19 protein-coding genes are annotated in these 25609 nt (G+C 64.5%); 4 read left to right on the top strand and 15 right to left on the bottom strand.

Translation table 11 applies throughout. The annotated features are described in order from the left end of the window. On the bottom strand, nucleotides 1-421 hold a 421-nt coding region (locus tag H6718_36950), incomplete at its 3' end, for an SDR family NAD(P)-dependent oxidoreductase (GenBank protein MCB9591052.1). A gap of 46 nt (nucleotides 422-467) precedes the next feature. After that, complete coding sequence (locus H6718_36945) at nucleotides 468-1373, bottom strand: TIGR01777 family protein (GenBank protein MCB9591051.1); 906 nt, start codon at nucleotides 1371-1373, stop codon at nucleotides 468-470. Between the two features lie 72 nt (nucleotides 1374-1445). Here H6718_36945 and H6718_36940 point away from each other — a divergent pair, with 72 nt between their 5' ends. After that, entirely contained in the window at nucleotides 1446-2138 is a 693-nt protein-coding gene (locus H6718_36940; protein ID MCB9591050.1) for a hypothetical protein, read from the top strand. A gap of 108 nt (nucleotides 2139-2246) precedes the next feature. Here the strand turns inward: H6718_36940 and H6718_36935 are convergent, their stop codons facing one another. The 7 genes from H6718_36935 to H6718_36905 all read right to left on the bottom strand — a co-directional run bounded on the left by H6718_36935 (nucleotide 2247) and on the right by H6718_36905 (nucleotide 11760). After that, a complete protein-coding gene (locus tag H6718_36935) occupies nucleotides 2247-3083 on the bottom strand; it encodes a hypothetical protein (GenBank protein ID MCB9591049.1) in 837 nt (278 codons plus the stop codon). A gap of 188 nt (nucleotides 3084-3271) precedes the next feature. Beyond that, on the bottom strand, nucleotides 3272-7096 hold the full coding sequence (locus H6718_36930) for a protein kinase (GenBank protein MCB9591048.1): 3825 nt from the start codon (nucleotides 7094-7096) through the stop codon (nucleotides 3272-3274). A gap of 246 nt (nucleotides 7097-7342) precedes the next feature. Further along, nucleotides 7343-8086 carry a hypothetical protein gene (locus tag H6718_36925; GenBank protein MCB9591047.1) on the bottom strand — a complete coding sequence of 248 codons (744 nt, stop codon included), beginning with the start codon at nucleotides 8084-8086 and terminating at the stop codon, nucleotides 7343-7345. A 21-nt stretch (nucleotides 8087-8107) separates the two neighbouring features. Next, a complete protein-coding gene (locus H6718_36920; protein ID MCB9591046.1) occupies nucleotides 8108-9067 on the bottom strand; it encodes a hypothetical protein in 960 nt (319 codons plus the stop codon). Further along, complete coding sequence (locus H6718_36915) at nucleotides 9064-9675, bottom strand: RNA polymerase sigma factor (GenBank protein MCB9591045.1); 612 nt, start codon at nucleotides 9673-9675, stop codon at nucleotides 9064-9066. The genes H6718_36920 and H6718_36915 overlap by 4 nt, the downstream gene beginning before the upstream one ends. Nucleotides 9676-9707: 32 nt before the next feature. Further along, on the bottom strand, nucleotides 9708-10760 hold the full coding sequence (locus H6718_36910; protein ID MCB9591044.1) for a hypothetical protein: 1053 nt from the start codon (nucleotides 10758-10760) through the stop codon (nucleotides 9708-9710). 139 nt (nucleotides 10761-10899) lie between these two features. Next, on the bottom strand, nucleotides 10900-11760 hold the full coding sequence (locus tag H6718_36905) for a class I SAM-dependent methyltransferase (GenBank protein MCB9591043.1): 861 nt from the start codon (nucleotides 11758-11760) through the stop codon (nucleotides 10900-10902). Nucleotides 11761-11810: 50 nt separating this feature from the next. On the opposite strand from H6718_36905, the gene H6718_36900 reads away from it, so the two are divergent. Beyond that, nucleotides 11811-13292: an aldehyde dehydrogenase family protein gene (locus H6718_36900; protein MCB9591042.1), complete on the top strand. Its 1482-nt coding sequence runs from the start codon at nucleotides 11811-11813 to the stop codon at nucleotides 13290-13292. 36 nt (nucleotides 13293-13328) lie between these two features. Here the strand turns inward: H6718_36900 and H6718_36895 are convergent, their stop codons facing one another. The 6 genes from H6718_36895 to H6718_36870 form a co-directional block, all read right to left on the bottom strand. Beyond that, entirely contained in the window at nucleotides 13329-14444 is a 1116-nt protein-coding gene (locus H6718_36895) for a hypothetical protein (GenBank protein MCB9591041.1), read from the bottom strand. A 322-nt stretch (nucleotides 14445-14766) separates the two neighbouring features. After that, nucleotides 14767-16428: an FAD-binding protein gene (locus tag H6718_36890; GenBank protein MCB9591040.1), complete on the bottom strand. Its 1662-nt coding sequence runs from the start codon at nucleotides 16426-16428 to the stop codon at nucleotides 14767-14769. Nucleotides 16429-16476: 48 nt separating this feature from the next. Continuing rightward, nucleotides 16477-17340: a hypothetical protein gene (locus tag H6718_36885; protein ID MCB9591039.1), complete on the bottom strand. Its 864-nt coding sequence runs from the start codon at nucleotides 17338-17340 to the stop codon at nucleotides 16477-16479. After that, nucleotides 17324-18571: a DUF1501 domain-containing protein gene (locus H6718_36880; GenBank protein ID MCB9591038.1), complete on the bottom strand. Its 1248-nt coding sequence runs from the start codon at nucleotides 18569-18571 to the stop codon at nucleotides 17324-17326. The genes H6718_36885 and H6718_36880 overlap by 17 nt, the downstream gene beginning before the upstream one ends. Nucleotides 18572-18585: 14 nt before the next feature. Next, nucleotides 18586-20289 carry a DUF1588 domain-containing protein gene (locus H6718_36875; GenBank protein ID MCB9591037.1) on the bottom strand — a complete coding sequence of 568 codons (1704 nt, stop codon included), beginning with the start codon at nucleotides 20287-20289 and terminating at the stop codon, nucleotides 18586-18588. A gap of 8 nt (nucleotides 20290-20297) precedes the next feature. Then, nucleotides 20298-21443, bottom strand: a complete 1146-nt coding sequence (locus H6718_36870; protein MCB9591036.1) for a hypothetical protein — start codon at nucleotides 21441-21443, stop codon at nucleotides 20298-20300. A gap of 454 nt (nucleotides 21444-21897) precedes the next feature. Here H6718_36870 and H6718_36865 point away from each other — a divergent pair, with 454 nt between their 5' ends. Next, complete coding sequence (locus tag H6718_36865) at nucleotides 21898-24000, top strand: serine/threonine protein kinase (GenBank protein MCB9591035.1); 2103 nt, start codon at nucleotides 21898-21900, stop codon at nucleotides 23998-24000. Nucleotides 24001-24190: 190 nt separating this feature from the next. Next, on the top strand, nucleotides 24191-24910 hold the full coding sequence (locus tag H6718_36860) for a transposase (protein MCB9591034.1): 720 nt from the start codon (nucleotides 24191-24193) through the stop codon (nucleotides 24908-24910). Nucleotides 24911-25609: the final 699 nt, after the last annotated feature.

The raw sequence follows: 25609 nt of genomic DNA, 5'->3' as shown, positions 1-25609 counted from the left end.
GCGAACAGGTGAAGGCGACACGGGTGCGTCGACCAATCATCGTCGGCACGAAGCTCTGGGTCACCGTTATCGCGCCGAGCAAGTTCACGTCGATAACCCAGCGCATGTCCGCCTCTGGAACGCTCAACGCTGGCCCGATCGCCGCGACCCCCGCGTTGTTGAACAGCAGGTCTACAGGGCCCATTTCCTTGGCGATCCTCGCCGCGGCGTCGTGCACCTGCTGCGGCTCGCGCACATCGACCTGACACGCCACGACCCCGTGCTCCCTGAGTCGCTCGCAGCCCTCACGACTCGCATCCAATACGGCAACGCGGGCGCGTCGGCGCATGAGCTGCGCGACGAGCGCGCGCCCGATACCCGACGCACCTCCCGTAACCACTGCGACTCGCTCGCCCAGATCTTCTCGCCCACCTCGACTCATTGCGTATACGTAGCGTATACCCCCAGGCAGTCAAGGCCGGTAGCTTTCAGGCAAGTGCTGCGCGCAGTGCGCCTTCGAGCTTGGGGTAAGTCCACTCGAAGCCGCGCTGCTGCATGGCTCGTGGGATCGCGCGCTGCCCGGTCAGGAGCGGCGTCGCGCCTTCTCCAAAGCGCAATTTCAGCGCGAAGGCGGGCACCTTCACGCTGCTCGGGCGGTGCAACACGCTTCCAATGCAGTCGGCGAGCTCGGCATTCGACACCGGCTCGGGTGCGGTCACGTTGATAGGCCCGCTCAGCTCGGCGTCGTCGATCGCGCGCATCAGCATGCGCACGCAGTCGGTGAGATGGATCCACGAGACAATCTGGTCGCCGCTCCCGATTGGGCCACCGGCGAACAACTTGAAAGGCTTGACCATCTGTTCCAGCGCGCCCCCGTTGGCGCCGAATACGATGCCCAGGCGGGCACGCACGACGCGTACCCCGAGCTGCTCCGCGCGCTGAGCCGCGCCCTCCCAAGCAATAGTCACCTTCGCCAGGAAGTCTTCTCCCGCCGGAGCGTCCTCGGGGCACGGACTCTGAGTGTCCCCGTAGTAGCCGACGCCCGAGGCAGTGACGAAGACTGCAGGACGGCTCGGCGCGCGCTCGATCGCTTCCACGAGCAACTTGGCGGGAACGACGCGGCTGTCCATCACACGGCGCTTGAAGGCCTCGTTCCAGCGGGTCCCGATCACGGGCTCCCCCGCCAAATGGACCACTGCGTCGCAGCCGGCCACATGGCGGAACCAGTCTCCTGCATGGTACGGGTCCCACTCCACGAGTTCGGCACCCGCGGGGAGATCCGCTGCCCGTTTGGCTGTCTTGTTTCGAGTCAGCACCAGGACACGATCGCCACGGCCCGTGAGCCGAGCGACCAATTCGCCACCTACAAACCCGGTACCCCCGGAAATCAGTATTGTTTTCACGCTTGAAGTCCCGTTCTATAGCTTTCGTCTAAAGTCGTATAGGACCGCACTTTCGAGGAGACCATGACCACAAGCCCTGAAGTTAGCCCCGCCAACAAAACCTCACGTGGACGTTCGGCACTGTCGCGTGCGCTGAAGGCTGGCTGCGTCGTCGGCCTGCTCGCGCTCGGGACCGGCTGTGCTGGCAAGCCCGCCGCTCCGTTCGACACGCTGAAGACCTCCCAAGCGACGGCGTTCCGCCTGCAGAACTACGAACCGCCGGCGGCAGCTCAGCCCACCGCGCAGCCAGGCGCCATCCCTGGGTTGCCTCCGGAGATCCAGCAGTGGGTTCAAGCTGGCGCCCAAGGTCTGCAGCAGTTGATTCCGCCCGGATTGCTACCCCCCGGCATGCTCGGTGGTGCGACGCCGGGCACGCCCCTGCAAGCCCAGCCCGACGCGCCGCGCTTCCCCACGTCACAACCGAACTTCCGCATCCTCAGCCAGACCCCGGTCATGGATGAGGATCTGCGAGAGGACCTCGGCAAGATCTTCGGCGACGACAGCAACTTCGACTCGACTCAGGCCAACTGCATGTATGCGGAGATGGGCCTCGCGTGGTCGTCCGCAATGGGAAACAACGAGCTGCTCGTGTCATTCTCGTGCAACCGCGTCGAGGCGCGAGGCTTCGCGTGGCCGCACTCGAACACCGGCATGAAGCCCAACACGGTGAAGAAGCTCTCCGAGGTCGTGCAGAAGCTGTTCCCGCCCGGAACCTGATCGCTTCAGCACACAACAGACGAAGGCCCCACCGGCAGCAGCCGGCGGGGCCTTTTTCGTGACCCGGCATCACCAACCGCCATTCCGCGCGGTGACACCCAAGCAATCCTAGAGCCCGGTTTGGTATTCCTTGGGGATGTCGCTGTCGATGATCTTGGCGCCAATCAGCTCGGCGGCTTGCTTGGCCTGGCTGTACACCACCTGGTTGTGCAACTTCAGTCCACCAGCCGAGAAGAAGTACGCAAAGAAGTCGGTGCGCTCCTGGTACTCGAAGACCTGAGTGAGCGTGGAGGCCTTGCTGACGCCCAGTGCCTGGAGCTCGTGCATGTCCACGATCGGCGTCACGATGAACATCGAACTCCCACGGATGGGTGACCCTCCCCCGCTGTCCTCGTAGCCAAGGTACTTGTACTGCATGCGGTATGGGTCACCAGGCTTCGGGTTGAGGTCGAGCATCACCAGCTCGCCATAGTCGCTGAGCAGGCTGTTCTCGATTTCACAGGTGATAGTCTGTACCGCCTTCTCCTTGTAGAGATCGCGGAACACTTTCTTCCAGAAGTCAGGCCACTGCTCCGCGGCGAGTGGCACGCTGTAGCGCCCCTGGAAGCGCTCACCTTGTTTGAAGGGCTTGCCAACGTTTTCCCGCATGCGAACGAGCTGGATCAGGCCGAAGTGCCGATCCTTGTCGATCATCACCTCTTGAAACGCGTTCGCCAGATCGCCAGCTTCAGCGTCGACGACGATGTTGTGAACGTCCCGCTTGATTGAGATGGCGTCCTTCGGCTTGAGCTCGAGGATGGTCATCTTCTTCACGGCAGTCTCCCAGCCGCGCTCTTCTTGCGGCGACGCCGTGGGACATGGCGGTCCGCAACTGACCGACGCGAACGATGTGGTGCACGCCACTCCCAGCGCGAAGCGTCCCAGCCAGCGACTCCCTCTCGACATCCCGTCGTCCTCCTCGATCGTAGTGGCGGGCAGTCCTACGCGCGCGCCAGTCAGCTATGTCCGAGGTTCGCACGAAATCGCGCGGCCGCGCGGCTTTGTTTGCACGCCGTTGATCGGCTCGCGATGCAGCTGGCAGCGCCGTGCATCTGGCAGCGCCGTGCATCTGGCAGCGCCGTGTATGCGAAGGCTCAGCTCTTCTTCTTCGCGGCGTTGTGCTTGGCGATGTCTTCGATAAGCAACGCCGATTCCGGCATGGCAACAACGGTCTCTTGATCGCTCGTTGCGTAGCCCGGATCTGTGGTCTGGTTCCACCACGCGCCGCTGTCCGCGCCGGGGCCTGTCGTCCCGCGACGCGAGCCACCCAAGGTCTCTGGGGCAAAGCCCAGTCGCTGGAATAGGCGCTCCGCGGCGGCGCGATGCTCCGCGACCAACACCTCCGAGCTAACGCCCACCCCGTCCGACACGAGCTTCTCGTAGACCGCCTCGAACAGCGGGTTCTTCGTGCTGTTCACCAGATGTGCGAGAGCCGAAAGCTGCCGCTTGGCGTTCGCTGGTTCGCCAGCTTCGTGGGCGATGAACACCAACACCCGCCGCGCCCAGAGCTCTTCGTACTCGTTGCGGGTCTGCTGTTCGCACGCGATCTCGAGCACCGCCTGGGCGTGGCGACGCGCGGCATCGTAGTCGGCGACGTCCAGCGCGAGTGCGGCCTGGGTGTTCCTGACCCGCATCTCAAGCTTGAAGGAGCGCGAACCAGGACGGAGCGCGTTCGCGAGTGCCTCTTCGAGGGATGCCGCGGCGCGAGGATAGAGCCGCTGTTGCCGCCACACTTCAGCCAGCACCGCGCTACCCCATCCGTGAGCTACCCATTGATCCGGCGGAAACGCGCTCAGCTCGCCGCATAGGGCCTCGGCGCCCACGAGATCCCGCGCCGCAACCGCGGCGCGCGCCAGGGAGATCATGATCTTGGTCTCGACCTGCGCGTTGAAACCACCGCTTCGGGCGTGGACGGCTTTGTACTCGGCCTCTACCTCGCGGCAACGCAGCACCTCACCCCGGTGCAGGTGGTACTGGAGTCGCGTCAGTAGGTAGTTGGGCATCAACCACGCACGCTCGCGCTCACGGGTGCCGACGAAATCATCCAAGCGCCCGAGCCACTCAGCGCACTGAGGAGCGCCGCGCTCTGCATACAGCAAACACATCAGCGTGTAGACGCCGCCGAGCCCGGTCTCCACGTCCTCCGGGCTCACCCTGCTGGTAAGCCTCGGGTCGTGGAACGCCACGTCTGCAAGCTTCCCGAAGCGTTCAGCCCGCGCGACGTAACCCTGGTGAGTGAGTGAGATACACCGGCAGGCCGCGTAGGCGCCGCGCGCGTGGTCGCGCTCACCCAGGATGAACGGCAACAGCGTATGCGCTACCTCGTCGGCACGCTTGAAGTCGCCTTTCATGGAGAGCAGCACCGTTTGGTAGCTCGTGGCCGTGAAGTACTGGACCAACCGCTCGAAGACCGACGCGGGGGCCAGCTTGCCGCGAAGCACCCCTCCCCCCACCACACGTCCAAACTCACCCACGCGCCTTCCGATGCTGGCCCCAGAAGGCAGCGAGCGGACCGCGGGTAGGTACATCTGACGCTCCAAACCCAGCATGCGGTCACCGAGGTCGGAATCGATGGCGACGCCAACCCGCGCCAAGCGCTGCCGCGTCACCAGGAGCTGAGAATGAAGCGCGCTGCCGTATCGGGCATCCTCGCCGCCCTCGGCCACCAGCAGCGACTCCAGCTCATCAAGCAGTGGCCGAGCGTCGGCGAGCGCTTGCGCCTGGTAGAGTTCGGAACTTGCCCAGTCGAGATAGCGGATGGCTTTGTACTTCGCGCCGCCTCGGAGAAAGTGCACCGCAAGCTCCGCGGCGTGCGCTTTCGCGTGGTCGCCGTACCGGCGCTCCAGCAACCTACCCAGCAGGCCATGCAGCCTGGTTTGCCGCGCGGAACTGATATCCTCGAGCAACCGCCGCCGCGAGAGACCCGGCGCGAGATCGTAACCATCACCCGACTCGCTAACCAGATCTGCGTCGCGCAACTCGTCGAGTGCTGCAAAAATGGCGCTATCGCTGCCTTCACTACAAGCAGCAATCAGGTCCAAGTCCAACGCGCGCCCTGCCACCGTCAGTACGTCGATCACGCCCTGAGCGGTGCCGCTAGCCTGCTTCAGGCGCTTCATCAACGCTTCGGCCAGCGAAGTAGGTACGGGGAAATCGCCCAACGCCCGCGGCAACTGCCAACGCTCGTCGGAGAACTGAATCACACCGGCGCCCACCAGCTCGCGCACGAGCTCCAGCACCAGGGCTGGGTTGCCCTGGGCCGCTGATGTGAGCTCAGCGCACAACCTAGGGTACGGCTCGATGGCTCCAAACAAGCTGCTGAGTAGGGCACTCACCGCCGGTTGATCCAGGCGGCCGACGGCGAGATCGAGCTCGGCCCCACCGAGCAGGCGCGAGAGCGCGACGTCGCGGCTCGTAGCATCGGGCCGCACCGTGAGCACCAGACAGATCCCTGGTCCTGCTTCCGCGTGCAAAGCACGCAGCGCTTCGAGGCTCGCGTTATCAGCACGGTGAGCATTATCGACGAGCAGCGCCACGCTACGGCCGCTTCGGGCGACCTGCACCCACTCGCAGAGCGCCGCAAAGAGCTGCCGACGGTCCTCGACGGCGTCCGAGTGCGGCGTGACAGGCTTCACGCCGTCGAACCACCTTCCCACTTCCGGGAGGATACGCATGACTTGAGGAGCCAGGCGCAGCAGCGTCGGCTCTTCGCGCGCCTCCTGTTGCCAGAGCGCGCGCAGCAGCGGTCGAATCAGGCTATACGCACCGGCGCTGGCGTCGGTAGACACCAGCTCCGCAAGACCACCACCACGACGCATACGCAGGGCCAGCTCACGCAGGAGAGCGGTCTTGCCAAGCCCCGCTTGGCCTCGAATACAACCAAGAGCTGGGCGCAACGCGCTGGATTCCCACAAGCTCGTCAGCTGCGCGAGCTCACGGTCGCGACCAAGCAATCGCGACGGCTTGAGGTAGGTCGGCGCCTCCAGACCAGTGGCGGTGCCGAGGGCTGGTGCGCATTGGCGCAGCCGACGCCGAACCACAGACGCATCCTGCGGGCGGGCAGCGACCTCAGGACTCATCAAATCACTGACGAGCTCCGCCATCTCTGGTGGCGCGTCGACGAGCAACTTGCGTACGTCAGGCGGACTGACCTGCTTCGCCTGTACGAAACTCTCCGCGTCCCGGATGTCGAACGGTACGTATCCGGCGTAGATCTCGAACGCCAGCGTCCCGAGTGAGTAGAGGTCGAGCCGCGGATCTGTCGGCGCCCCGAACAACACCTCAGGCGGCAAGTACGCTGGGGTACCCGCGAGCTCACGCCGGACGCTGCCGATCGGCTCCATGATACCGAAATCCAGTATCCTCACGGAGACTTTCCCGGAGGCATCGCGATCGATCCGCACATTGTTGGACTTGAGGTCGTGGTGGACGTAGCGGCGGGAGTGCAAAAAGGCCAACGCCTCACACAGCTGGTCGATGACCTCAATCGCTTCCGCAGGGTTCAGGGGTACGACACGATCGAGGTCTTCGCCCTCGACGAACTCCATCACCAGGCACGGCATGCCTTGAGCAGCGATCACCAGATCGCGCACCTCGACGAAGCGCGGATGGGACAGCGTTGCCATGAGGTAATACTCATGACGGAAGCGCGTGAGCAGGGATTCCTGTTGGCGGTCCGCACGCAACACCTTGATCGCGACGGGATCTCCGGAGACCAAGTCGCGCCCGCGGTAGACGACGCCCATGCCGCCCTGGCTGAGGTGTTCTTCAACCTGGTAACGCTGTCCGAGCAGATCCCCCGGCGTGAGCAACGTAGCCGCACCGGCGGCCGCCATGCTGGACGGCCGCACCCGCGGCAGCTTGGCTTGCTTGCCCAGGTTCGTCTCAGTGACGCCGATGCGACCTAGCTCGACAGCCATTCAAATACGAGACCGTAGCCAACCTCCCCGGAAACGCCAAGAGCGAACCAGAGCAGGTCAAAGTCTCGCGGTCTGAACGGCTCGCGCTTGGAAACCTTAAATGTTTATGCGTCGCCGCTGTCGTGCTCGCGGCGTGTTGTTTGGTCGCGGCCGCAGACCAACCTCACGCCACGGAAACTCACCCAAGCTGGGCGCAGCTACTCGGAGGCGTAGCGACCTGGAAAGCGCAGCTACTTGGAGGCGCAGCTACTTGGAGGCGCAGCTCACGTGCGCACTCTCACACACCTCGAGGCTTGGGTAGAGCCCGCCGCAGTCACCTCCAATGCAGCTGCAGCCACTGAGCAACTCGCAGCCGCCACCGCTCCAGCGCACGCCGAGGAACATCTCGCAGGCGCCCTCCCCTTCAGCCTCTTGCGCGTCGCACAGGTCGCGCCCGCAGTCGGGTTCGATGCAGCCTTCGCCTGGGGCGGCGCACATCCCGCACGTCGGGTTGCAGCACCAGGTTCCTTCCCCGCACCAGTTGTTTCCACATTGCTCACCTGGCGGAGGCTCCGCAGGTTCACAGGCTCGCTGGTCGCAGGCGCCGCCCGCTTCGACGCAGGTCCCACAGGAAGCGTTGCAGCACTCCTGGCCTTTGCCACAAACCGTGTCGCCGCACTGCTGCCCCGGCGGGTCGTCTGGCGTGCCGGGGTCATCTGGGTTGCCGGGGTCCGTTCCGCCGCCAGGTTCGCAGGCAAGCTGAATGCAGCCCCCGCCCGGCTTGGTACAGATCCCGCAGCTGTCGTTGCAGCACACCTCGCCTACCGCGCACTGGGTGTCGCCGCACGCCGCGCCCTTTCCGGCGCCCGATTGATCCTTGCCCAGGGACACGTCGCCACCGCTGCTGCAAGCGACGGCCGACAACAGGCCGAGCCCTAGAGCAAGCCCCCCCAGCGCGCTACGTTTCCGGGCGACACCAAGCCAAGTTAGAGCACTGAACCGAGCAAACATATCTTGAGTCTCCATATCTGGTTAGTGCTTCGTCGCTGCAGCATCCGTCGAAGTTTGTGCAGACCTGGTCGCTTCAACTTGTTCGACGACTACGGGCTGTTTGGGAGCAGTGCACCCGGCGCCAAGGTCCGCGCGCACACGAGGCAAGATGGGCGTCGCCGGGAAGCGCGCCAACAGCTCTGCGTACAGCCGCTCCGCGCGAGCCTTGTCGCCGGCTCGACACGCGGTGATCGCTGATAGTCCAAGGCGTTCGGGTAAGAGCTGCGCGCCACGGCTGGTGTCGATTTCGCGCTGCGCGGAGACGAGGTCGCCACGGCTGAGCGCAGCTTCTGCGGCCTTCAGGCGGCGCATTTCCTCCCGGATACTTGGCAAGCTCTGCGGATTGACCAAGCCTGACGAAGCAAGCGCTGCTTGGCTCTCCTTTCGCGTACTCCCGATCACCGGTTCGAGGCGCTTCGACCCCGACGCGGCACTCGCGTGGCTAACATCGCTCTTGAGCGACGCTTTCGGTTCAACGGGCGGAGCCTCGAGCGAAGCTAGGGGAGAGACCTCCGCTTTCGCAGGGGACTCCCGGCTGGGCAGCGTGGGATTGGGCAGGGCGGGCTTGGGTAATGTGGCTGCGGAGTGATTTTCAACGACGGCCGCTCCCGATGTTTCAACGCCCAGGAGCCCGCGAGATGTCCACGCGCCGCCCAAGCCGAGCGCCGACCCGACCAGCAGCCACCCGGCCAGCTTCAACCCACTCACCCCGCTCAGGAAGCTCGCACCGCCGGCGGTCCCGACTTCCGCCGCGCCGGCTACTCCAAGGGCCGCGCTCCCGGCCGCCGCTTTGCTGGCGAGCCCCGACGTCGCGAGTAGCGCGCTGCCGCCGATGGCCAGACGCAGTCGCTGCCGCACCCGCTCACGGTCGCTCGGTGTAGGACCGAGACCAAGCTCTTCACCCTTGGCCTCCAACAGTAGCTCTTCGAGTTCAGGGGTCATCGTTCACGCTCCGTCCAGGCTTCTTCCGCGCGGACACGTTTGAGGGCTGCGTCCATCTCCGAGCGCGCCGCCCTGAGCCGGGAGTAGACCGTGTTGAGGTTGACCCCCAGGGCCTCGGCGATTTCTGGCGCAGAAAACTCCTCGAGCTCAGCCAGTACGAACACTTCGCGTTTGGGGTCGTCTAGCCTATCGAGCAGGCGGTGAAGGAGCTCGAGCGCCTGACGCTGCTCGAAGCTCCTGCCGGGCCCCGGGCGCACGTCGTCGGCAAGGCCATCAGGCAGCGGCTCCGCTGCGCGGCTGGCGGCTCGACGTCGCTGCGCTCGCACCACACGCAGTGTGATGCCGAACAGCCAAGTCTTCAGGCTCGAGCGACCCAGGAACTCTGGCAGCTTGCGGTAGGCCACGAGGAACACCTCTTGGACCACGTCGTCCAACGCGTGCGCCTCTGCTCCGAGTCGTCGAGCGCTTCTCCAGACGAAGTCGAAATGGGCGTCGTAGAGCGCCTCGAAGTCCCACGCCCCAGCTTCGATCTCGAAGCCTCGCTCCGAATCGTTCGAACGCAGCTCGGGTCCCGGACTGGGAGTGCCGCTCTGGTTGCGTGGGGTCATCAAAGCTGAGTGCCGCGCGACGTCTCGATCCGTCACGGAAAGCGCAACCAAGCTCGAAGTCCGCCGCCCACAGCCAAAATTGAGGGACGGTAGACCTCTCCCACCCCCTCCAAGACGTAGCGCGAGTCGTCGCGAGCGAGCGAAAGTTCACCCCAGAGGCCCAGCGCAAGACGCTCGAAAGCGACTCCAAGCTCACCTTCCGACACCAGGGCTGTGCGCCAGACTCCGCGCGTGCTGGGCGCACTCACGCCGTACCCCGTACCGCTAACTCGCGCGACCTCCCCTTGAAATGCGAGCTGCAAGCTGAGGGGCTCGATGGACCGCTCGACGAGCCATGTTCCGCCCACACGCAGCGCCATCCTAGAGAGCTCACCGCCTCGCTCCCCATCCACCGCGTGACGCTGAGCAGGCACGAACAAGCCGCCCAAGCCCAGCCCGAGTTTCCCCACGGCACTATCTATCAAGGGCAAGCGCAAGTGTCCTTGAAACCGCGGCACCGCCTCCCCCACTCGCCCGCTCTCGAGCCCGGCTCCAACGCCAATCAGTGGAGCCCGTGGTGCCCAAGTGAAGCGCCAGAAGTCGCTTCGGTCCTCGGGCTCCGCCGGTTTTTGGGGGTGAGGGACAGGCGGAACAGCCGGTGATTGCGCCAAACCGGCGGGCGGCTGCGAGGCGGGCGCTGCTTCTGCTTTCGGGGCTGCATCTACCGGAGCAGCTGCCGGCCCCCGCGGCTCGCCCGTGGGCCCCTCCCGCTCACCGGTGGCGCTCACCAGCAACACGGAGATCGCTGCTGACCGCAGCTCGGAACACGTGGGCGCCAACAGCTGCCGCTCGAGCAGCAACTCGCCGCCGTCTGCCGCAACCAGCATCTCGAGCTGCATCGCGTAGGCGCCACCCCGCGGGCGCACCTCGATGCGCACGGAGCCAGGCAGCGTGCGTTCGCCGAGTTCATGCGCCACCGCTTGATTGAAGGCAGCCGCGTCACCGCACTCGGCGGGTGCACTCCAGGTGACGGGCGGGCTGGCAACCGCCGGCCCCGAACTGAACAGCAATCCCAGCGCAAGCGCGCAGCTCCTCGAGATCGCCACGTGGAATCATCAGCACACGCCGTGCCAGTGGAATCCCCGCAAAGAACAGGCACCAACCAAGCAGTCGGTCCCGGAGAGCCCGCGACGGCATTGTCAGGGCTGTGCCAGCTCGCGCCAACGAATGCGCCTCCCTCGAAGGCTAGCGCTTGCTCTCGGCCACAAACCCGAACTGCAGCGGCAATGAAGCTACTCCGTGCGGAAGCGTGAAGCGCTTTCCGGGGAGCTCTGCAAGGTTCGGCAAGAACTTGCAGCCATTGACGTAGGGGTATTCGCGCACGGTGCTGAGGCGTAGCCCTGCATCGAGCACCGCCTGGAGCGTTTGAGCAACCGTCCACTGATACGCGTGCCCAACTTCCGGGTTCTCGAAGGGCTCCGTCTCCACGAAACCTGAAGGCGCGAGCGCATCCCCGGAACGCCCCACGTAGTCGCCTACTGGTTCGGAGAAGACGTAATCGGCGAAGTACGGGTCCTTGATGCGCAGCTCTTCGTCGACGGACCAGATCAGCGGGTGAAATTCCATCACCACGAGACGTCCCCCCGGCTCGAGCACCGAGGCGGCTCCGCGCATCCATGCGGCAATGTCATCGATCCAGGGTAGTGCGCCATAGGACGCGAACACGCAGTCGAAGCGCCGCCCCTCCGCCGCTGCTCTCGGCAGCCACTCCAGCACGTCCGCGCGCTCGAAGGTCGCTGCAATGCCCGAGTCCGCGCTGAGCTGCGACGCAAAGTCGATCGCGCTATCCGAGATGTCCACGCCGGTTACCCGCGCCCCGAGCCGCGCAAGCGAGATGCTATCCTGTCCGGAGTTGCACTGGAGGTGCAGCAGACGGACTCCGTCCAGGTCGCCGAGCAACTCGAGCTCGTCCGGGTACAGCGTGGAGCCACCGTCGCGCAGGAAGGCCGCTTGGTCGAGCTTGTGCGCGTTGTGCGCCTGAGTCGCCAGGTTCCACGAACGCCGCGTTTGCTCACGCCGCGCCTTGAACTCATCGCCTTGAGACATGCCGGGCAAGTCGCGTTGTTACCCGGCGGCGTCAAGGGTATGCCTCGGATGTGAGCGACCAGGCACAACCCATCCAAGCGCGCGGAAACTTCATCAACGGAGCCTTCGCGCCGCCACCAAGCCCCGAGGGCGAAGTCGTCAGTCTGGATCCCTATCTCGACCAGGAAGTCGGACGGGTCCACTGGAGCACGCTGGGTGTAGCCGCGGCTACGGACGCGGCGCGCGCCGCGCAAGCCGCCTGGCAGGCGCGGCCTTTGACTGAGCGAATCGCCGCGGTGCGGGCCATCGCGCCGGTGCTCGAGAAACACAAGGAGCGGCTCGCCCAGACCATTAGCCGCGAGATGGGCAAGCCGGTCTGGGAAGCTCGCACCGAAGTGGCAGCGGCGATTGGCAAGGTGGAGATCAGCGCCACAGCCGGGCTCGAGCTGGTAGCGGAGCACAAGCTGGCGGATGGCTCGAGCTACGCCTTCAAGCCCCACGGCGTGCTGGCGGTGCTCGGTCCGTTCAACTTCCCGCTACACCTGATGCACGGCCACGTGATGCCAGCGCTGTTGCTTGGGAACACCGTCGTGCTCAAGCCGAGCGAGCACGCGCCCTTCACAGGACAAATCTACGCAGAAATTCTCGCGGAGGCCGGGTTGCCCCCCGGCGTGTTCAACTTGGTTCAAGGTGCCGTGGAGGTCGGTGCAGCGCTCGCGGCGCATCCGGAAGTCAACGGCGTGCTCTTCACCGGCAGCTACCGCGCGGGCTTGGCCATCCAAAAGGCGACCCTCGAACAGCCTGGCAAGCTCTTGGCTCTGGAGATGGGCGGCAAAAACCCCGCGGTGCTCCTCGGCGACGCCCCCTTGGACAAAGCGCTCTACGACATCGCCTGGGGCGCCTACGTGACGAGTGGTCAGCGCTGCTCCGGCACCGCCCTGTGCTTGGTCGAACGGAGCCTGCTTGGAACCGTCAGGGAGCGCCTGAGCAAGATGCTCGGGGGGATCCGCATCGGCAACCCTCGCGAGGAAGTGTTCATGGGTCCCCTGGCGTTTGCTGCCGCGCGGCAAAGCTTTGAGGATGCGCTCAACGACGCGCGGTCAAGCGGCGCTCGGCTTGTGGCGAAGAGCCCGTGCCCTGATGGCTCCGCCTTGGCAGCAGCGTCGCTCCATGAGGTCGATCATTTCGATGTCGCCAATGCCTACCTGCGTGAGGAGCTGTTTGGCCCGGATTTGACGCTCGTCCCCGTGGACGACCTCGAGCATGCCGTCAGCGTTGCGAACAGCCTACCGTACGGCCTCGCGACCAGCGTCTTCACCGCAGACGCTGATCGCTTCGAGTGGGCGAGGGCGCGCCTCGAGTACGGCTGCATCAACCACAACGCCCCGACCTGCGGCGCCTCGAGCAAGCTGCCCTTCGGCGGCGTCAAGCAGAGCGGCAACCACCGGCCGGCGGCGCTGTGGTCCAGCCTCTACTGCGCCTATCCAGTCGCGACGCTGCGCGGTGGGGCCACGCTGGACCCCACCAAGCGCTCGCCGGGCCTCGACTGGTGACACGCCTCGACTAATGACGCTGGGCTCGACTGGCAGTCACATGCCTTTGACGCGATAGATCAGGCCCTCGGAGACCTTGCTCTTGTCGCGAGATTGCCCCGCGGCAAAGTAGGCGGTGCCGTCCTTCGTGATGCTGAACGCCGGCACCCAGGGGTACTTCAGGTCGAACGCGTCCGACAGCTTCACCGCACCGAAGAAGCTGCCGTCCTTCTTCCAAGCGCTCAAGCGGCGGAAGTTCGAGTCGATGACGCAGATCCCAGGCTTGCAGGGTCCGATGGCGTGGACCCAGCCGAACTTCTGTTCGTCGAAGCTCTTGTCCGTCTTGCCGAAGCGGAACTTCTCCTTGCCGTTCGCGTCCATGCCGATCACGACGCGGGACTCGTTGGGGTCCTTGCTCTTCGGCAGGATGCCACCGACCAAGACGGTGTCGCCCATGAAGCCGATGGTGTTGACGTTGCCGAACGGTCCCTTGCGCTTCGCCTCCTGACTCAGGTCTTGAAGCACCCAAGGTTCGCTCTCACACGCGCTCTCACCGAACGTGAGCTTGTTGACCGTCGCGTTTGCAAAAGAGCCTAGCCCCCATTTGCCGCTCGGGTGCATCGCGATGTATCCCTGGCCGCGCGCCTTGCATTCGTACTTCAGCTTGCCACCGCTGATCATGTAGCTCTCGAACAGGCCGTTCGACGCCAGCAGGTTGCCCTTGTCGTCCTTGCTCAGGGTCTTGATCTCCTTGTTCGTGGAGAGCACACCGCCATCTCCGAAGCTGGTGTCCTTGGTGAGGCTGCAGCCGCTGCCGATGTTGAAGGCTCGGAGCTTGCCGTCGGCGCCGACCAAGTAGAGCTTGTCCTTCACGACCTCGATCGCACGAATCACGCTCATGCCGCTCTTGTCGAGCAACGGCTCCTCGAGCTTGCAGAGCTCGGGCGTGAAGTCTTGGGTCCCGAGCTTGACGCTCTTGGGCTTGGGTGCGAGCGGCGTGCTCGCCTTGACTTGCTCCTCGAAGCTCGGCTCAGCTTCTGTCCCCGCGGAAGCGGTAGCTGCGGCGGTCGCGGTGGCACTAGCCTCTGGCTTGGCGCCGTCCTCCTCCTTCTTGCAGGCGAGCAGCGCGAGGGCCAGCAAGGCTCCGGTTAGGGCGGTCGTCTTCAGATGCATGTGTCTCTCCTCAGCAATGTGGTGTCCCCCAAACCCCATCAGGTTTGCAAATCGCGACGGCCTTGGAAACCTGAAATTTCTCGTTGGATTTGCCACGACGCTGTTCCCACGCCCGTTACACACCTGAAGCATCCAGTACCGTGCGGCAAAGTGTGCGGCGCCTGTGCCCCTGTGTCGGTACGTTCGGGTGAAGGCTGACGCGGATCGTCGCTAGGGGACCGCGCCTCGTGAGCGAACCCAGGAGCTGGGTACATCAAACGCGAGGCGCGAGCGTGCGCGCTGTGTGCGGTGCTGTGTGCGGGCGCTCGCCCATGGCCCAGCGCTAGCTACGGGGTACGGAAATTCCCAGGCGATCGGTCACGGCCGCGTTGAAGACGCCGCTCCGATTCAGCTCCCGGTACACACCGAGCCACTGATCGACGTTGGCGTCACCCCACAACGCTTTCACGTCGTCGACGCTCTTCAGCACGTTCAGGTCGAGGCCCCAGTGGGGACGCGCGCCGAACTCTTGAATGAACGCGTGCTCATAGTGGAGCAGCATGTCGCGCGCCCGGCGGATCCCGAGGATGGTGCCGATCTCGAGCGTCACGGTGTCGCGGCCATGCATCATCGCCAGGTTCGAGCCTGCCTGCTTCACGAAGCGCAGCGTGCAGGGCGTCGTGTGCACCATCCCCTGATCTTGGTGCTCTTGGGCGAGCTCAAAGAAGCGCTCGGCGACGCGCACGGTGTCCTTGATGTCGAACGACATCTCGATGCCGAACACCCGCATGTGATTGACCGGCCCGATATCGAAGACCTCGTAGCTCTTGTTGATGTAGCTGATGTCGGCGCGGCTCTTGATCGACTCGGTGACGAACTGGGGCCCGAGGTTCGGGTAGCGGTTCACGGTCTCGGCGATGATCTTGCCCTTCCCGCTGGCCCAAGTGCCGAGGGCATCGACCTCTGTACCCAGCTTGCCTCGCTTGCGATCTTGAGCGCTCCGCCAGGGCTCGCGCTCGAGCTTGTAGCGTTGCTGGAGCAACACCTGGTGCGTGTCGGGACCGCCGCCAGTCACCGCGGGATACGGATTCAGCGAGACCTCGTAGTACTCCGGCTGAGGCCCGAGCGCCGCTAGCTCACGGCCGCTGAGCAAGCGCCCGATGAAGCCGTCTCTGCATTTGACGGCGCCCCACGTCGTCACCGTGGGTGTCTCCTTGAGCCAGTAGCTCGGCTCGACCTCGAGCACGACGGCATACACCAGACCGGCCGCGCCCAGGCTGACGCTCGCCGCATTGAAGATCACGTCGTCTTGCACCAAGCGCGCCTTGATGCGGTCCCCATGGGACTCGATGTAGCCGGGGAACTTGCGCGGATCCGTGATGCCGTTTCGCGGTTCGACCTGGAGCACCTCCCCCCCACTCGCGACCAATTGGATCGATGCGATAGCGGAAGACACAGGGCCGTAGTTGAGCCCGGAGCCGTGAGTGGCTGTCATCGCGGCGCCGACGATGCTCTGGGCGTTGTAGCCGCCCAGGTTCTTGAAGGCCAAGCCCGCACAATCCATCTCGGAGTTCAAGCTACGGATGCTCGCGCCAGCTTCCGTACGGAACAGTTTCTTGTTGCGTCCGAGCGCGCTCAGCTGTTCCTCTGGCACCTCCAGCACAGCGCCGATGCGCTCGGGGCTCAGCAAGAAGCCGCTACTGAAAGCCACGTCACTGTAGGAGTGACCGGCGCCGGTCATGCGCACGCCGATGCGCTCCTTCTCGGCGCACTGCACGATCTCCACCAGATCCTTGAGCTTCTCCGGTCGCACGCGGTAGCGCGCGTTGACGCCAGGATTGCTCCGGTTCGCGTCCTGCCAGACACCGCCGTTCACCTTCCAGCGATCACAGCCGGTCGGCGTCGACGCACAGGCACTTGCCCCTACCCCCAAGGCTCCCGCGCCCAGCAACTCTGCGCCTAGCGCCGCGCTGGACCCCAAGAACTCCCGTCGCGTGTGCTTCACGCTTCGGGACTATAGCGAAACTGCCCGGCGGAAGCGCGAAAAGGCGTTTCAGCGTATGAAACACGCCCCAACGTATTCCCCTGAGTAGTCGGCGCAGAACTCGGCGGTGTATCCGACGCAGTAGCCAAAGGACTGGATCTCGTCGTTGCAATCATTCTGAAAGCAGCTCTCTGGGTTGGGCTGCTGCAGGCAATTGTCCACGCAACACATCAAGCGCGCGACCTGGTCGTGACAGCCGTTCTGGCTGGCGCAGCCGATGATCTGGTTGAACGTGCAATCGCTGCAGGCCACCGGGTAGCCGAGAGATGAATCCGGCGGGGTGGTGTCCGCCTGGGCACACGCGTCGCGGCAATCATCGATGTCTTGCTGCTCTTCGGTCAGGCCGCACTCGACCACGCAATCGTAGGTTTCCGCTGAACAACGCGGCAGCATGCTCGGTGGCAGCAACTCTCGGCGTTCCGCACATTCGCCAGTCGGCAGCGGATCGGGGTCCGTCTCAGGTGGTGCGGGCGGTTCGAAACCTCCGCTCTCGCTCTCGGCGTTGCACGAGAGCCAGGTCAGGAACGCTTGGCGGTCCGCCTCGGGGAGTCCACCGGCGGGAGGCATATCCCGCACGTCTTTCAGGCGCACCTCGATGCGATCGCTCCAGTAGCGCACGTCCTCCAGGGTGTCGAAGTTGACGCTCAAAGGAGCTTCCTGCCGCTCGTCCTCACCCAGGTTGCTCGAGTGACAACCCGTGCACCAGTTGAGCAAGAAGGGCCCGGCGAAGCTCTCGTAGGTCAGGTCCTGAGCGCTCTTACACACCTTCGCACTGGAGCTCGCGGTGTCGTCGCTACCGGAGCTGCACGCAGTGCCCAGCCACAAGCAGATCCCCGAGGCAATGAGCGCAGTGATCCTACGCGAGTAGTGCATGGAACGGCTCCACTCCTGGGAAATGACTCTGTCCATCGACACCAACCAGCTCGAGCACCGCCGACAACAGGTTCGCCGTCTGAAGCTGGAGCCCGTCCTTGGCTGCTTTGCCGGTGCCGAGATCGATGGAGAGGGCGTTCAGCTCGTCATCCGTAGCCCCGAGCACGCGTCCGCCAGGCGCTCCTCCGCCGAAGATCAACGCGCTAGTGACTGGCCAGTGGTCCTTGCCTTCGCTCTCGTTGAGCTTCGGCGTGCGTCCCATCTCGCTCATCACCACCACCAGCGTTTGCTCGAGTAGCTGCTTTTTTTCAAGCGTTTCCGCGAGGCTCGTTAGTCCAGCGAACAGCCCGTTGAAGAGCTCGCCTTGAAGTTGGTTGCCTTGGTGGGTGTCCCAGTTTTGGGTCTCCATCAACACCGAGCGACACAGGCCACCCTGCAACGCGCTGGTGCCAACCTCGATTTGCACCTGCAGGTCTGGTGTGTAGTCCTGGTCGCCGAAGCCACCGGTCTGCTTGGAGAAGCGCCGGAGTAAGTCCTGACGGTCGAGGGAGCTGAAGAACGCGTCGAGCTGTCGGCGGTTGGCGCCGCGTTGCCCGCGGGTCGCCTGCAGGCGCTTCGCTCGCGCCTCGAGATAAGCGCGCACTCGCTCATCTTCGCTGTCCGTCGGTACCACCGCCGGTTCGCCAGCGAGCAGGCTCTTCTCCGGATTCAAGAGCGCACTGATTTGATTCGTGGTGCCGGCGCGGGCCGTGATGGACGCGAGGGGCCCCGAGAGCGCGCTGTTGCCAAGCACCAAGTAGGGCACCGGCAGGTCGCGCCCGAGCTCGTACGCAGCCAGCGCAGCGAAGTCGGGGTTGGAGTCCGACGGCGTCCCCGTCAGCACGCGCTTCATACAATCCGAGTGCACGAAGGAGCGAACCTGGACGCCGTTGATGATGGTGCTGAGCGCGGCGTAGCGCTCGAAGAAGCGCGCGACCTCGGGGCGCTCTGGAGCGGTGAGCACGCTGAGCTCCGCGTAGCGACTCACGTCGCCTTCTGGCGCGTCGATCACGCTGCTGCCCGGCTTGGGGTCGAGCACGTAGGTTGGGTCCCAGCCACCGTTGTTGAGCACGACGATGAGGTTCTTGGGGGCGCCACTGGCGCGGGCCTCCCCAGCGAGAATCGGCAACGTGGCGCCTGCGAGCAGCAGGCCGGAGGCGCCTAGGAAGCGACGTCGATCGAGTGAAAACATCTCGGTACCTCCAGTCAGTAGAACAGCAAGCGCGAGTCTTGCAGCATGGCGAAGATCAGGACCTTGAAGCCCCGACGGTTGCTTTGCGTGGCGCCCAGGCTGGCGCTGAACAGGGCGTAGCTCTCGTCGACCTCCGGCGAGTGCGCGTCCACCAGTTCCCCAAGGATACGCGCATGCAGCTCGGCGATTTGTGCTCGCAGCGCTTCCTCGCCTTTTTCTTCCTCTGAGAGGTGCAGCAGCTTGGCGGAGCTGGGGAAGCGGAAGTCCTGCTCGACGACGTACTCCGCCGCATGGGCCGCGAGATTCCGCACCACCAAGCTCGAGGTGGCGGTCATCTCGTGGGCTGGTAGCGTGACGTTGACGGCGTCAATGCCTCCGGCGAGCACCTCGTATCCGAACAGGCTGTCCCGCATCAGGTCGATGCGACCGATGGTGCCCCAGCCGAGATCCGCGTCGACCCGCGTTTCCCAGCGGTAACCAGTGAGGTCTTCGATGCTGTTCGCGAGCTGCCAGGGTCGCGCCTTGAACAGGTGACGGTCTTCAATCGGCGCGTCCTCGTCGGGCACGAGTCCGCTGAAGTTGCCGGCTTCACCGCCTTCGACGTGGGACACCTGAAAGTCTTCATCCAAGACGATGGCCCGGGTGAGGTCCTTCGCGCTCCAGCGCGAGGTGAGCACCTGCTGCAAGTCGGTGATGCGATCTTGCGGCACGTCACCCAGCGGGATCTGATGAAAGTAGGCGTAGAAACGCCGCGCAGCACAGGCGGAGAAGCGCGGGTCAGCCGCGATCATCTCGCCCAGGTGATGCATGCCATTGCCGGGATACCCAAAGTAGCCCGGATCGTGCACGGAGAAGATGCTCTTGAGTCCCGGTGTGTAGAACGCCACCGGGTACTCCTCCTGGTCCGAGGGCACGAACACCGGCGAGTACCCGCTGAAGAAGCTCGCCAGCGGATCCAGCGTCTGGTGGCACCCGGCGCAGCCCTTGTTCTTCTGTACGGCGTTCGCGACCTCTTCCGGATCCGCGAGGTTGATCGTCGCGTCGACCTCGAGGGAGCGAGAGATGAAGTCGTAGCAAAGCAGCGAGCGGCTGATCGCGTTGGCGCGACCGCGGTTCTTGTTCGAGAACGTGGTCGAGTGACGGGTGAACAACATCGAGTCGCTGAGCACCCCAGCTTGCTCACGTCCGTCGGTGTAGTAGGCGATGCGCCAGCCGGGTCCATCGCTCTCCCGCTTGAGGCCCCACACCTTCGCGACATACGGATCGGCGACGGTGTAGTTGGCGGTGACGAGCTCCGTGTAAGGGCGGTCTTGAGTCACCACGTACTCTGCCAGGCGCAGCGGCGCCTCGGTGATGCTCACGTTCAGTGGCTGCACCTCGACGCCTTCGAGCTCACCTCGCGCCGCGAATCCCGCCGGAAACAGCGAGGCGGCGACGCGCGTATCCAGCGCCTCGTTGTGCAGATCGCGCATCGCCTCGCCGAAGCCTGGGTGACGCATGTAGGCGTCCACCAGGCCTTCGAGCTGTGTTGGGTCCTCTGCTACAGCGCGTAGCTCGTCAGCGCTCGGCCGCTGCCCCCGGAGCGCCATCGAGATGCGCAGCAAGCGGTCCGGCGCCGACAAGTCGACCGCGGTCTCCCCTGCAGGTTCGTCATCGCTGCTCTCACAGGCGCCGACCAGAGCTCCCAGGCCGAGCACTATCCAAGCTACACGCCGCATGCCCTACCTCACTCGCAGCTGCTGTTGGAGATGCACTTCCCACCGCTACAGGTCTCGCTGATGCACACCGGATTGTCAGTGCAGTCATCACCGAGGTGCCCACGCGCCTTGCAGGTGCCGCCATCGCAGCGCGTGTTGGGCGCACACGTTGGGTCACCAAAGGTCGGCATCGCACAGGGTTGGCCCGCACCGGGCCGCGCCGCGCAGGTGCCTTCGAGCATGTTCATCGGCACGTCGCAGTAGCCGTCGTTGCCGCACATGTCGGGGATCGCGAGGCGACACGGCTGCCCCACGCTGCTCTTGGCCACGCACTGCAGGCTCAAGTTGCCTTGACCGTCGACGCTCATCACCGCGCAGCTCAGCGAGGCCTCGCACAGGTTACTGTCGAAGGAGCAAGCTTCGTCGAGCTTCCCAGTGAACACCTCATCCAAGGTGCGGCAGTTCCCCGCGGTACTGGTGTCCGCATCTTCACCCAGGCAGAAGGTACCCGGCTTGCAATCCGGCTCGACACCGCCGCCACAGCGATCCCCAGGGCCGCCGGGTGCCACGCAGTTGCCGTCGCACGCCAGACCCGTCATGCACTCGTCGTCGTCGTCGCAGGGTGCGCCAACGTCTTGAAGCGCGGTGCAGGTCCCTGGACAGCTGGCGCCGAACTTACAGAACGCATCCCCCGCGCACTCGTCGTTCAGCCGACATTCCCCGCCGAGCTCGACCTGGCCAACCAGGATCGCTTCACAGGCCGGGATCTTGGTACCGAAAGCGTCGCAACCTTTCGCGGTGAGCTCCGCCACACAGTCTTCGACTTGGGTACCATCGTAAACGGTCTTCCCGGAGTCGACGCTCGCCTTGATGCGATCGAGCTCATCGCTGATCCCTTGGCTGGTGATCGCCTCACAGTCTTCGCCTTGAGTGAAGACCGCGTAGATCTCGCCGTAGCAGTCCTTGATCACATCACACTGCGCCTTTGCGTAGATCGCCGGCACGTCATCGATCGGTGTTTCCGTGGCGCCGCCGGTCCCTCCGCTGGCGCTGGAGCCGCCACTGCCACCGCTACCCGATGTTCCACCACTGCCGCCACTCGAGCTGGAATCGTCCGAGCAACCCGCCGCAGCCAGTAGACACACGCCCAGTGCAACCCAAATCTTCGTTCTCACAAGCAACTCCTTCCCAATCCCATCAGCTCACACCGACAGTTGCCCGCCAGTGCAAGCCACGTACCCAACCCTCGAGGGTACCCCGGGCGGGCGCGGCCAGGCGCCACGCGATCGCGCCTCGGGGCTTTTCCGCCGCGAAAATAAGGGAAGTTTTCCCAGGCGCCGCACGTTCCTCAGACACCCCGCCTCTCCCCCAAACCCGCTCGCCGCCCCTCGAAGCACTTCGAGATGCGCGCCGTCGTTCACAGCCCAAAGCCAAACGCGAGTTCACTGGGCGCGTTTTGGGGCTTCCCACCCAGTCGTGGCTTTAGGGCCAGGCTCAAGGCGCTTTCCCCCAAACGTTTTTGCATCTGGATTTGGGGGTGAGGGCGCGCTGTAGCATCCCGCTCCATGCGTCTGGGCCGCTCTGCCTTTTTGAGTCGTCGCCGCGCCGCATTGGTTAGTCTCGCAGCCGATGAGCGCGGAAAAGCGGGAGAGCCCCCGACGCCAACGGAGCGCACCAGAGACATCTGGGTCCACTCTGATCAGTCGCCCCGACGACACGTTGATCAGCGGAGAGAGCCTGCAGGTTGCGTTGGACCCAACGCTGGTGCAGCACGGCTTCAAGGGCGTCTCCGACTCTGGAAGTGACTCGCCGGTCGCCGTCGACGGCAGCGACCTGTTGATGCCGGGCGAAAGTGAACTTCCAGCGACGCTCGTCGCCTCACCCAAGCGCCCAATCCCTGCGGAAAGCAGCGCGGGCACGCTGCAGAGCCCGAGCAACGCCCCGCCTCCAGCCGCCGCCGCTCCCCAGAATCGCTTCGAGCGCCGTTACGCCAAGCGCCGCACCCTGGGCAGCGGAGGCATGGGCGAGGTCGTGCTCTTCCGCGACCAGACGATTGGGCGCGAAGTCGCCCTGAAGCTGATCCGCGACGAGCATCAGCACTCCGAGGCGCGCATGCGCTTCTTGCGTGAAGCCCGTGTGCAAGGCCAGCTGGAGCACCCCGCGATCGTCCCGGTGTACGACCTCGGCGTCGACCCCGAGGGCAACCTCTACTTCACGATGAAACGCCTGCGAGGCATGACCCTGGACGAGGTGCTCGGCAAGCTGCGCCACGGCGACGAAGAGGTGAGCGAGCGCTTCAGCCGGCGCAAGCTGCTCAGCCTGTTCAACAGCGTCTGCCTGGCAGTCGACTTCGCACACAGCCGCGGTGTACTGCATCGCGATCTCAAGCCCGGCAACATCATGCTCGGCGACTTCGGCGAGGTGTACGTCCTCGACTGGGGGCTCGCGAAGATCAAAGGCGTGCAAGACGACGGCGACGGCGAGACCCCGATTCAGTCGGGACCGGAAGGGACCACCATGGCGGGGGCGCTGCTCGGTACTCCGGGCTACATGTCCCCAGAACAAGCCCGAGGTCGCCATGCAGAGCTCGACGCGCGCTCTGACGTCTACGCGCTCGGCACCATCTTGTTCGAGATCTTGACGCTCAAGCGCCTGCACACCGGTGAGCGCCTGGAGCAAATCCTCGGCTCGACGCTGAGCCTCGAGCACGCCGCACCGATCGATATCGATCCGGAGCTCCCGCCAGAGCTCGACGCCATTTGCCGCATGGCAACCATGAAGCGCCTCGACGTGCGCTTCGACAGCGCGCGCACTCTGTCTGACGCGCTGGAAGCCTACTTGGACGGCGATCGGGACCTCGAGCGGCGCAAGGAGCTGGCTGCCAATCACGCGAGTTCCGCGCAGTTTCACTTCGAAAAGGTGGCCGCCGGCGACGAAACGGCACGTGGGCCAGGCATGCGCGAAGTCACGGCCGCGCTCAGCCTGGAGCCGGACAATGCACAGGCTCGCTCGACGCTGGTGCAGCTCCTCACCCAGCCCCCAAAGGAGTTCCCCGCGGCAGCTCAAGAGCGCTTCGAACGCGCGCAAGAAGAGACCCATCGCGTGGCAGCGAAGACGGCGCTCGTCGTCTACCTTGGCTTCACAGCGTACCTGCCCTTCCCCTTCTGGATGGGCTTGGCCGAGCCCCTCGCCCTGCTCGCGCTGGGCGCCTGCATCGCGACCTGTGCCGTGATGACCGCGTTCCTGATCAAGAACCCGCCCAAGAGCGGTCGCGTCCCCTACTGGCACCTCGGCATGGCGAGCATCACCGTAGCGGCTGCGTCATCCATGTTGGGTCCGTTCGTGATCGTGCCAACGCTCGCGATGGCAAACGCGATCGCCTACGTTTCCGCGGTGGAACGCAAGGGCCGGTTCTGGATCCTGATCGCGAGCTGCCTGGCGGTTTCGCTCCCGGCAGTCGCGGCGTGGCTCGGCTGGATCCCGCAGATGTACACCTTCGTCGATGGAACCATGCAGATCCGTCCATGGATGATGCGCCTGCCAGAGATCCCAACCAGCACGTTCTTGTTCATCACGAACATGGCGCTGGTCGCCTCGGGCGCGCTGTTCGCCGCGAGGCTACGCGACGAGCTGCTGGACGCGCAACGCCGCCTCCACCTGCAGGCATGGCAGCTCGAGCAAGCAGTGCCCGAGTCTTCTCAGGGTGTGATCGACTCGCACCCGCCTGCGTGACCCCCCAGCTGTCCTGTCGCCCGACGCCCCAGCGCTCAGCGTCCGCTCCTCCGAGGGGATCCGCCGCAGAGTGCGAAACCGTGCGCCTCAGCAGCCTGCTCGAGGTCGTCCGAGACTGCTCCGGGACGTCAGTGCGACCGCAAGCTCGTTTCCCTACGGTGTCTATTCTGTCGCCCGATACGATGTCAAAGTGGTCGCTAACAGCTTCGTCGTCGCCTGGATGCTCGCTGAGCGGGAGAACAGCGCGCTGGCGATAAAACTCTTGCGGGACGCGGTCACACGTTACGAGATCCCCGCCGCACAGCTCAGTGTGCACCAGGACCGAGGCGCTCCGATGCGAGCGGGGGGCTTCCAACAGGTGCTCCAAGATCTCGGCGTGAGTCAGAGCTACTCCCGACCTCGCGCCTCGAACGACAACCCCTATTCGGAAGCACACTTCCGAACGCTAAAGTACCAGTCGGACTACCCACATCGATTCCGCGGGGTACAGGAAGCAAGAACCTGGTGCGCGGATCCCTTCACCTGGTACAATGAGGCAGATCATCACGTCGGCCTTGGGCTGCACACTCCCGCCGATGTCTATTTTGACCGAGCCAAGACCATCGCAGCGGCGCGCCAGCTGACCCTGAACGCCGCCTACCAGCGTAACCCTGCGCGCTTCGTCAACGGCCCACCCAAAGCTGCGCTGCCTCCTGAGCGCGTCGCCATCAACCCCATCGACCCCGGTGAACTCGTTACCGCTGAAAGGATCCTCACGGCTCGAGAGTCGGAGTTGGTGGCGCTAGCCCCAACGCCGACTCTGAGCACCGCGCCCACCGTCAACTTGCCCGGTCGCAAAGGCGCTGGGCGCGGCTCGCGATCACGCCATCACTATCTAGAACTAACTTGCCAGCCGTCTCAGGCGCGTTGATACATTCCGACTTGCTTGCCGCACGGCAATACAAATCTAGCATCCAAACCTCGCTAAACACGTACACATGCGAGAAGTACGCTACTAAGGAACGGACATAGACCGAAACGCAACGGACACAGGAGCGCAAGCCTTCTCATCCGGCAGCATGCCTTTTAGCACCTCCCAGGTTCCGCCCCTGAAGACGCACACGTCAGCCGAAAACGCGTAGATTACGACCTCGATCCGACATCGATTCTGTCCTAACTGTGGACACGGTATGATTCGTGAGAACTGTGATTCGAGAGACTCTCGTTCAACAAACCAGTCGCGCGCTGCGCCCACAATCCACCAGGACGAGGCGCGGCACACAGAGACCTCGCTCGCTCCCAAGCCAACCACTTGTTTCGCCAACTCGAAAGCACAGAAAACATCGGCAGGCTCTCCGCTGGGTAGGAATATACTCGGGTGCTCCCGCACATACTCAAGTGGGTTATCCAAGATCTGCACTTTTCAATCATAGAGGACCGATCTTGACACCACCAGCTTTTAGAAGCGCGTTAAAGGTTTTGAAAGCTTGCGGAGGGACGTAGAACTCCAGTCCCGGGAAGACTGAACCTCCCCCGATTTCCTAGACAGCCCTAAAGGAGGGTATCCTTGGAATCGGACAGCATGACTGCACGCAACAAGTCCCGGAAGCGCCACACGCGCGAGTTCAAA

The sequence above is a fragment of the Polyangiaceae bacterium genome (assembly GCA_020633205.1).
Classification (GTDB): Bacteria; Myxococcota_A; Polyangia; order Polyangiales; family Polyangiaceae; genus JAHBVY01.
This window is presented reverse-complemented; position numbering and strand designations above follow the sequence as displayed.

What these genes read in the sequence shown, in the direction of transcription:
- H6718_36920 (MCB9591046.1), bottom strand. Translation starts at nt 9,067, where the DNA reads ATGACCCCTGAACTCGAAGAGCTACTGTTGGAGGCCAAGGGTGAAGAG.
- H6718_36875 (MCB9591037.1), bottom strand. Translation starts at nt 20,289, where the DNA reads ATGCGGCGTGTAGCTTGGATAGTGCTCGGCCTGGGAGCTCTGGTCGGC.
- H6718_36865 (MCB9591035.1), top strand. Translation starts at nt 21,898, where the DNA reads ATGAGCGCGGAAAAGCGGGAGAGCCCCCGACGCCAACGGAGCGCACCA.
- H6718_36915 (MCB9591045.1), bottom strand. Translation starts at nt 9,675, where the DNA reads ATGACCCCACGCAACCAGAGCGGCACTCCCAGTCCGGGACCCGAGCTG.
- H6718_36895 (MCB9591041.1), bottom strand. Translation starts at nt 14,444, where the DNA reads ATGCATCTGAAGACGACCGCCCTAACCGGAGCCTTGCTGGCCCTCGCG.
- H6718_36885 (MCB9591039.1), bottom strand. Translation starts at nt 17,340, where the DNA reads ATGCACTACTCGCGTAGGATCACTGCGCTCATTGCCTCGGGGATCTGC.
- H6718_36935 (MCB9591049.1), bottom strand. Translation starts at nt 3,083, where the DNA reads ATGTCGAGAGGGAGTCGCTGGCTGGGACGCTTCGCGCTGGGAGTGGCG.
- H6718_36930 (MCB9591048.1), bottom strand. Translation starts at nt 7,096, where the DNA reads ATGGCTGTCGAGCTAGGTCGCATCGGCGTCACTGAGACGAACCTGGGC.
- H6718_36940 (MCB9591050.1), top strand. Translation starts at nt 1,446, where the DNA reads ATGACCACAAGCCCTGAAGTTAGCCCCGCCAACAAAACCTCACGTGGA.
- H6718_36880 (MCB9591038.1), bottom strand. Translation starts at nt 18,571, where the DNA reads ATGTTTTCACTCGATCGACGTCGCTTCCTAGGCGCCTCCGGCCTGCTG.
- H6718_36905 (MCB9591043.1), bottom strand. Translation starts at nt 11,760, where the DNA reads ATGTCTCAAGGCGATGAGTTCAAGGCGCGGCGTGAGCAAACGCGGCGT.
- H6718_36925 (MCB9591047.1), bottom strand. Translation starts at nt 8,086, where the DNA reads ATGTTTGCTCGGTTCAGTGCTCTAACTTGGCTTGGTGTCGCCCGGAAA.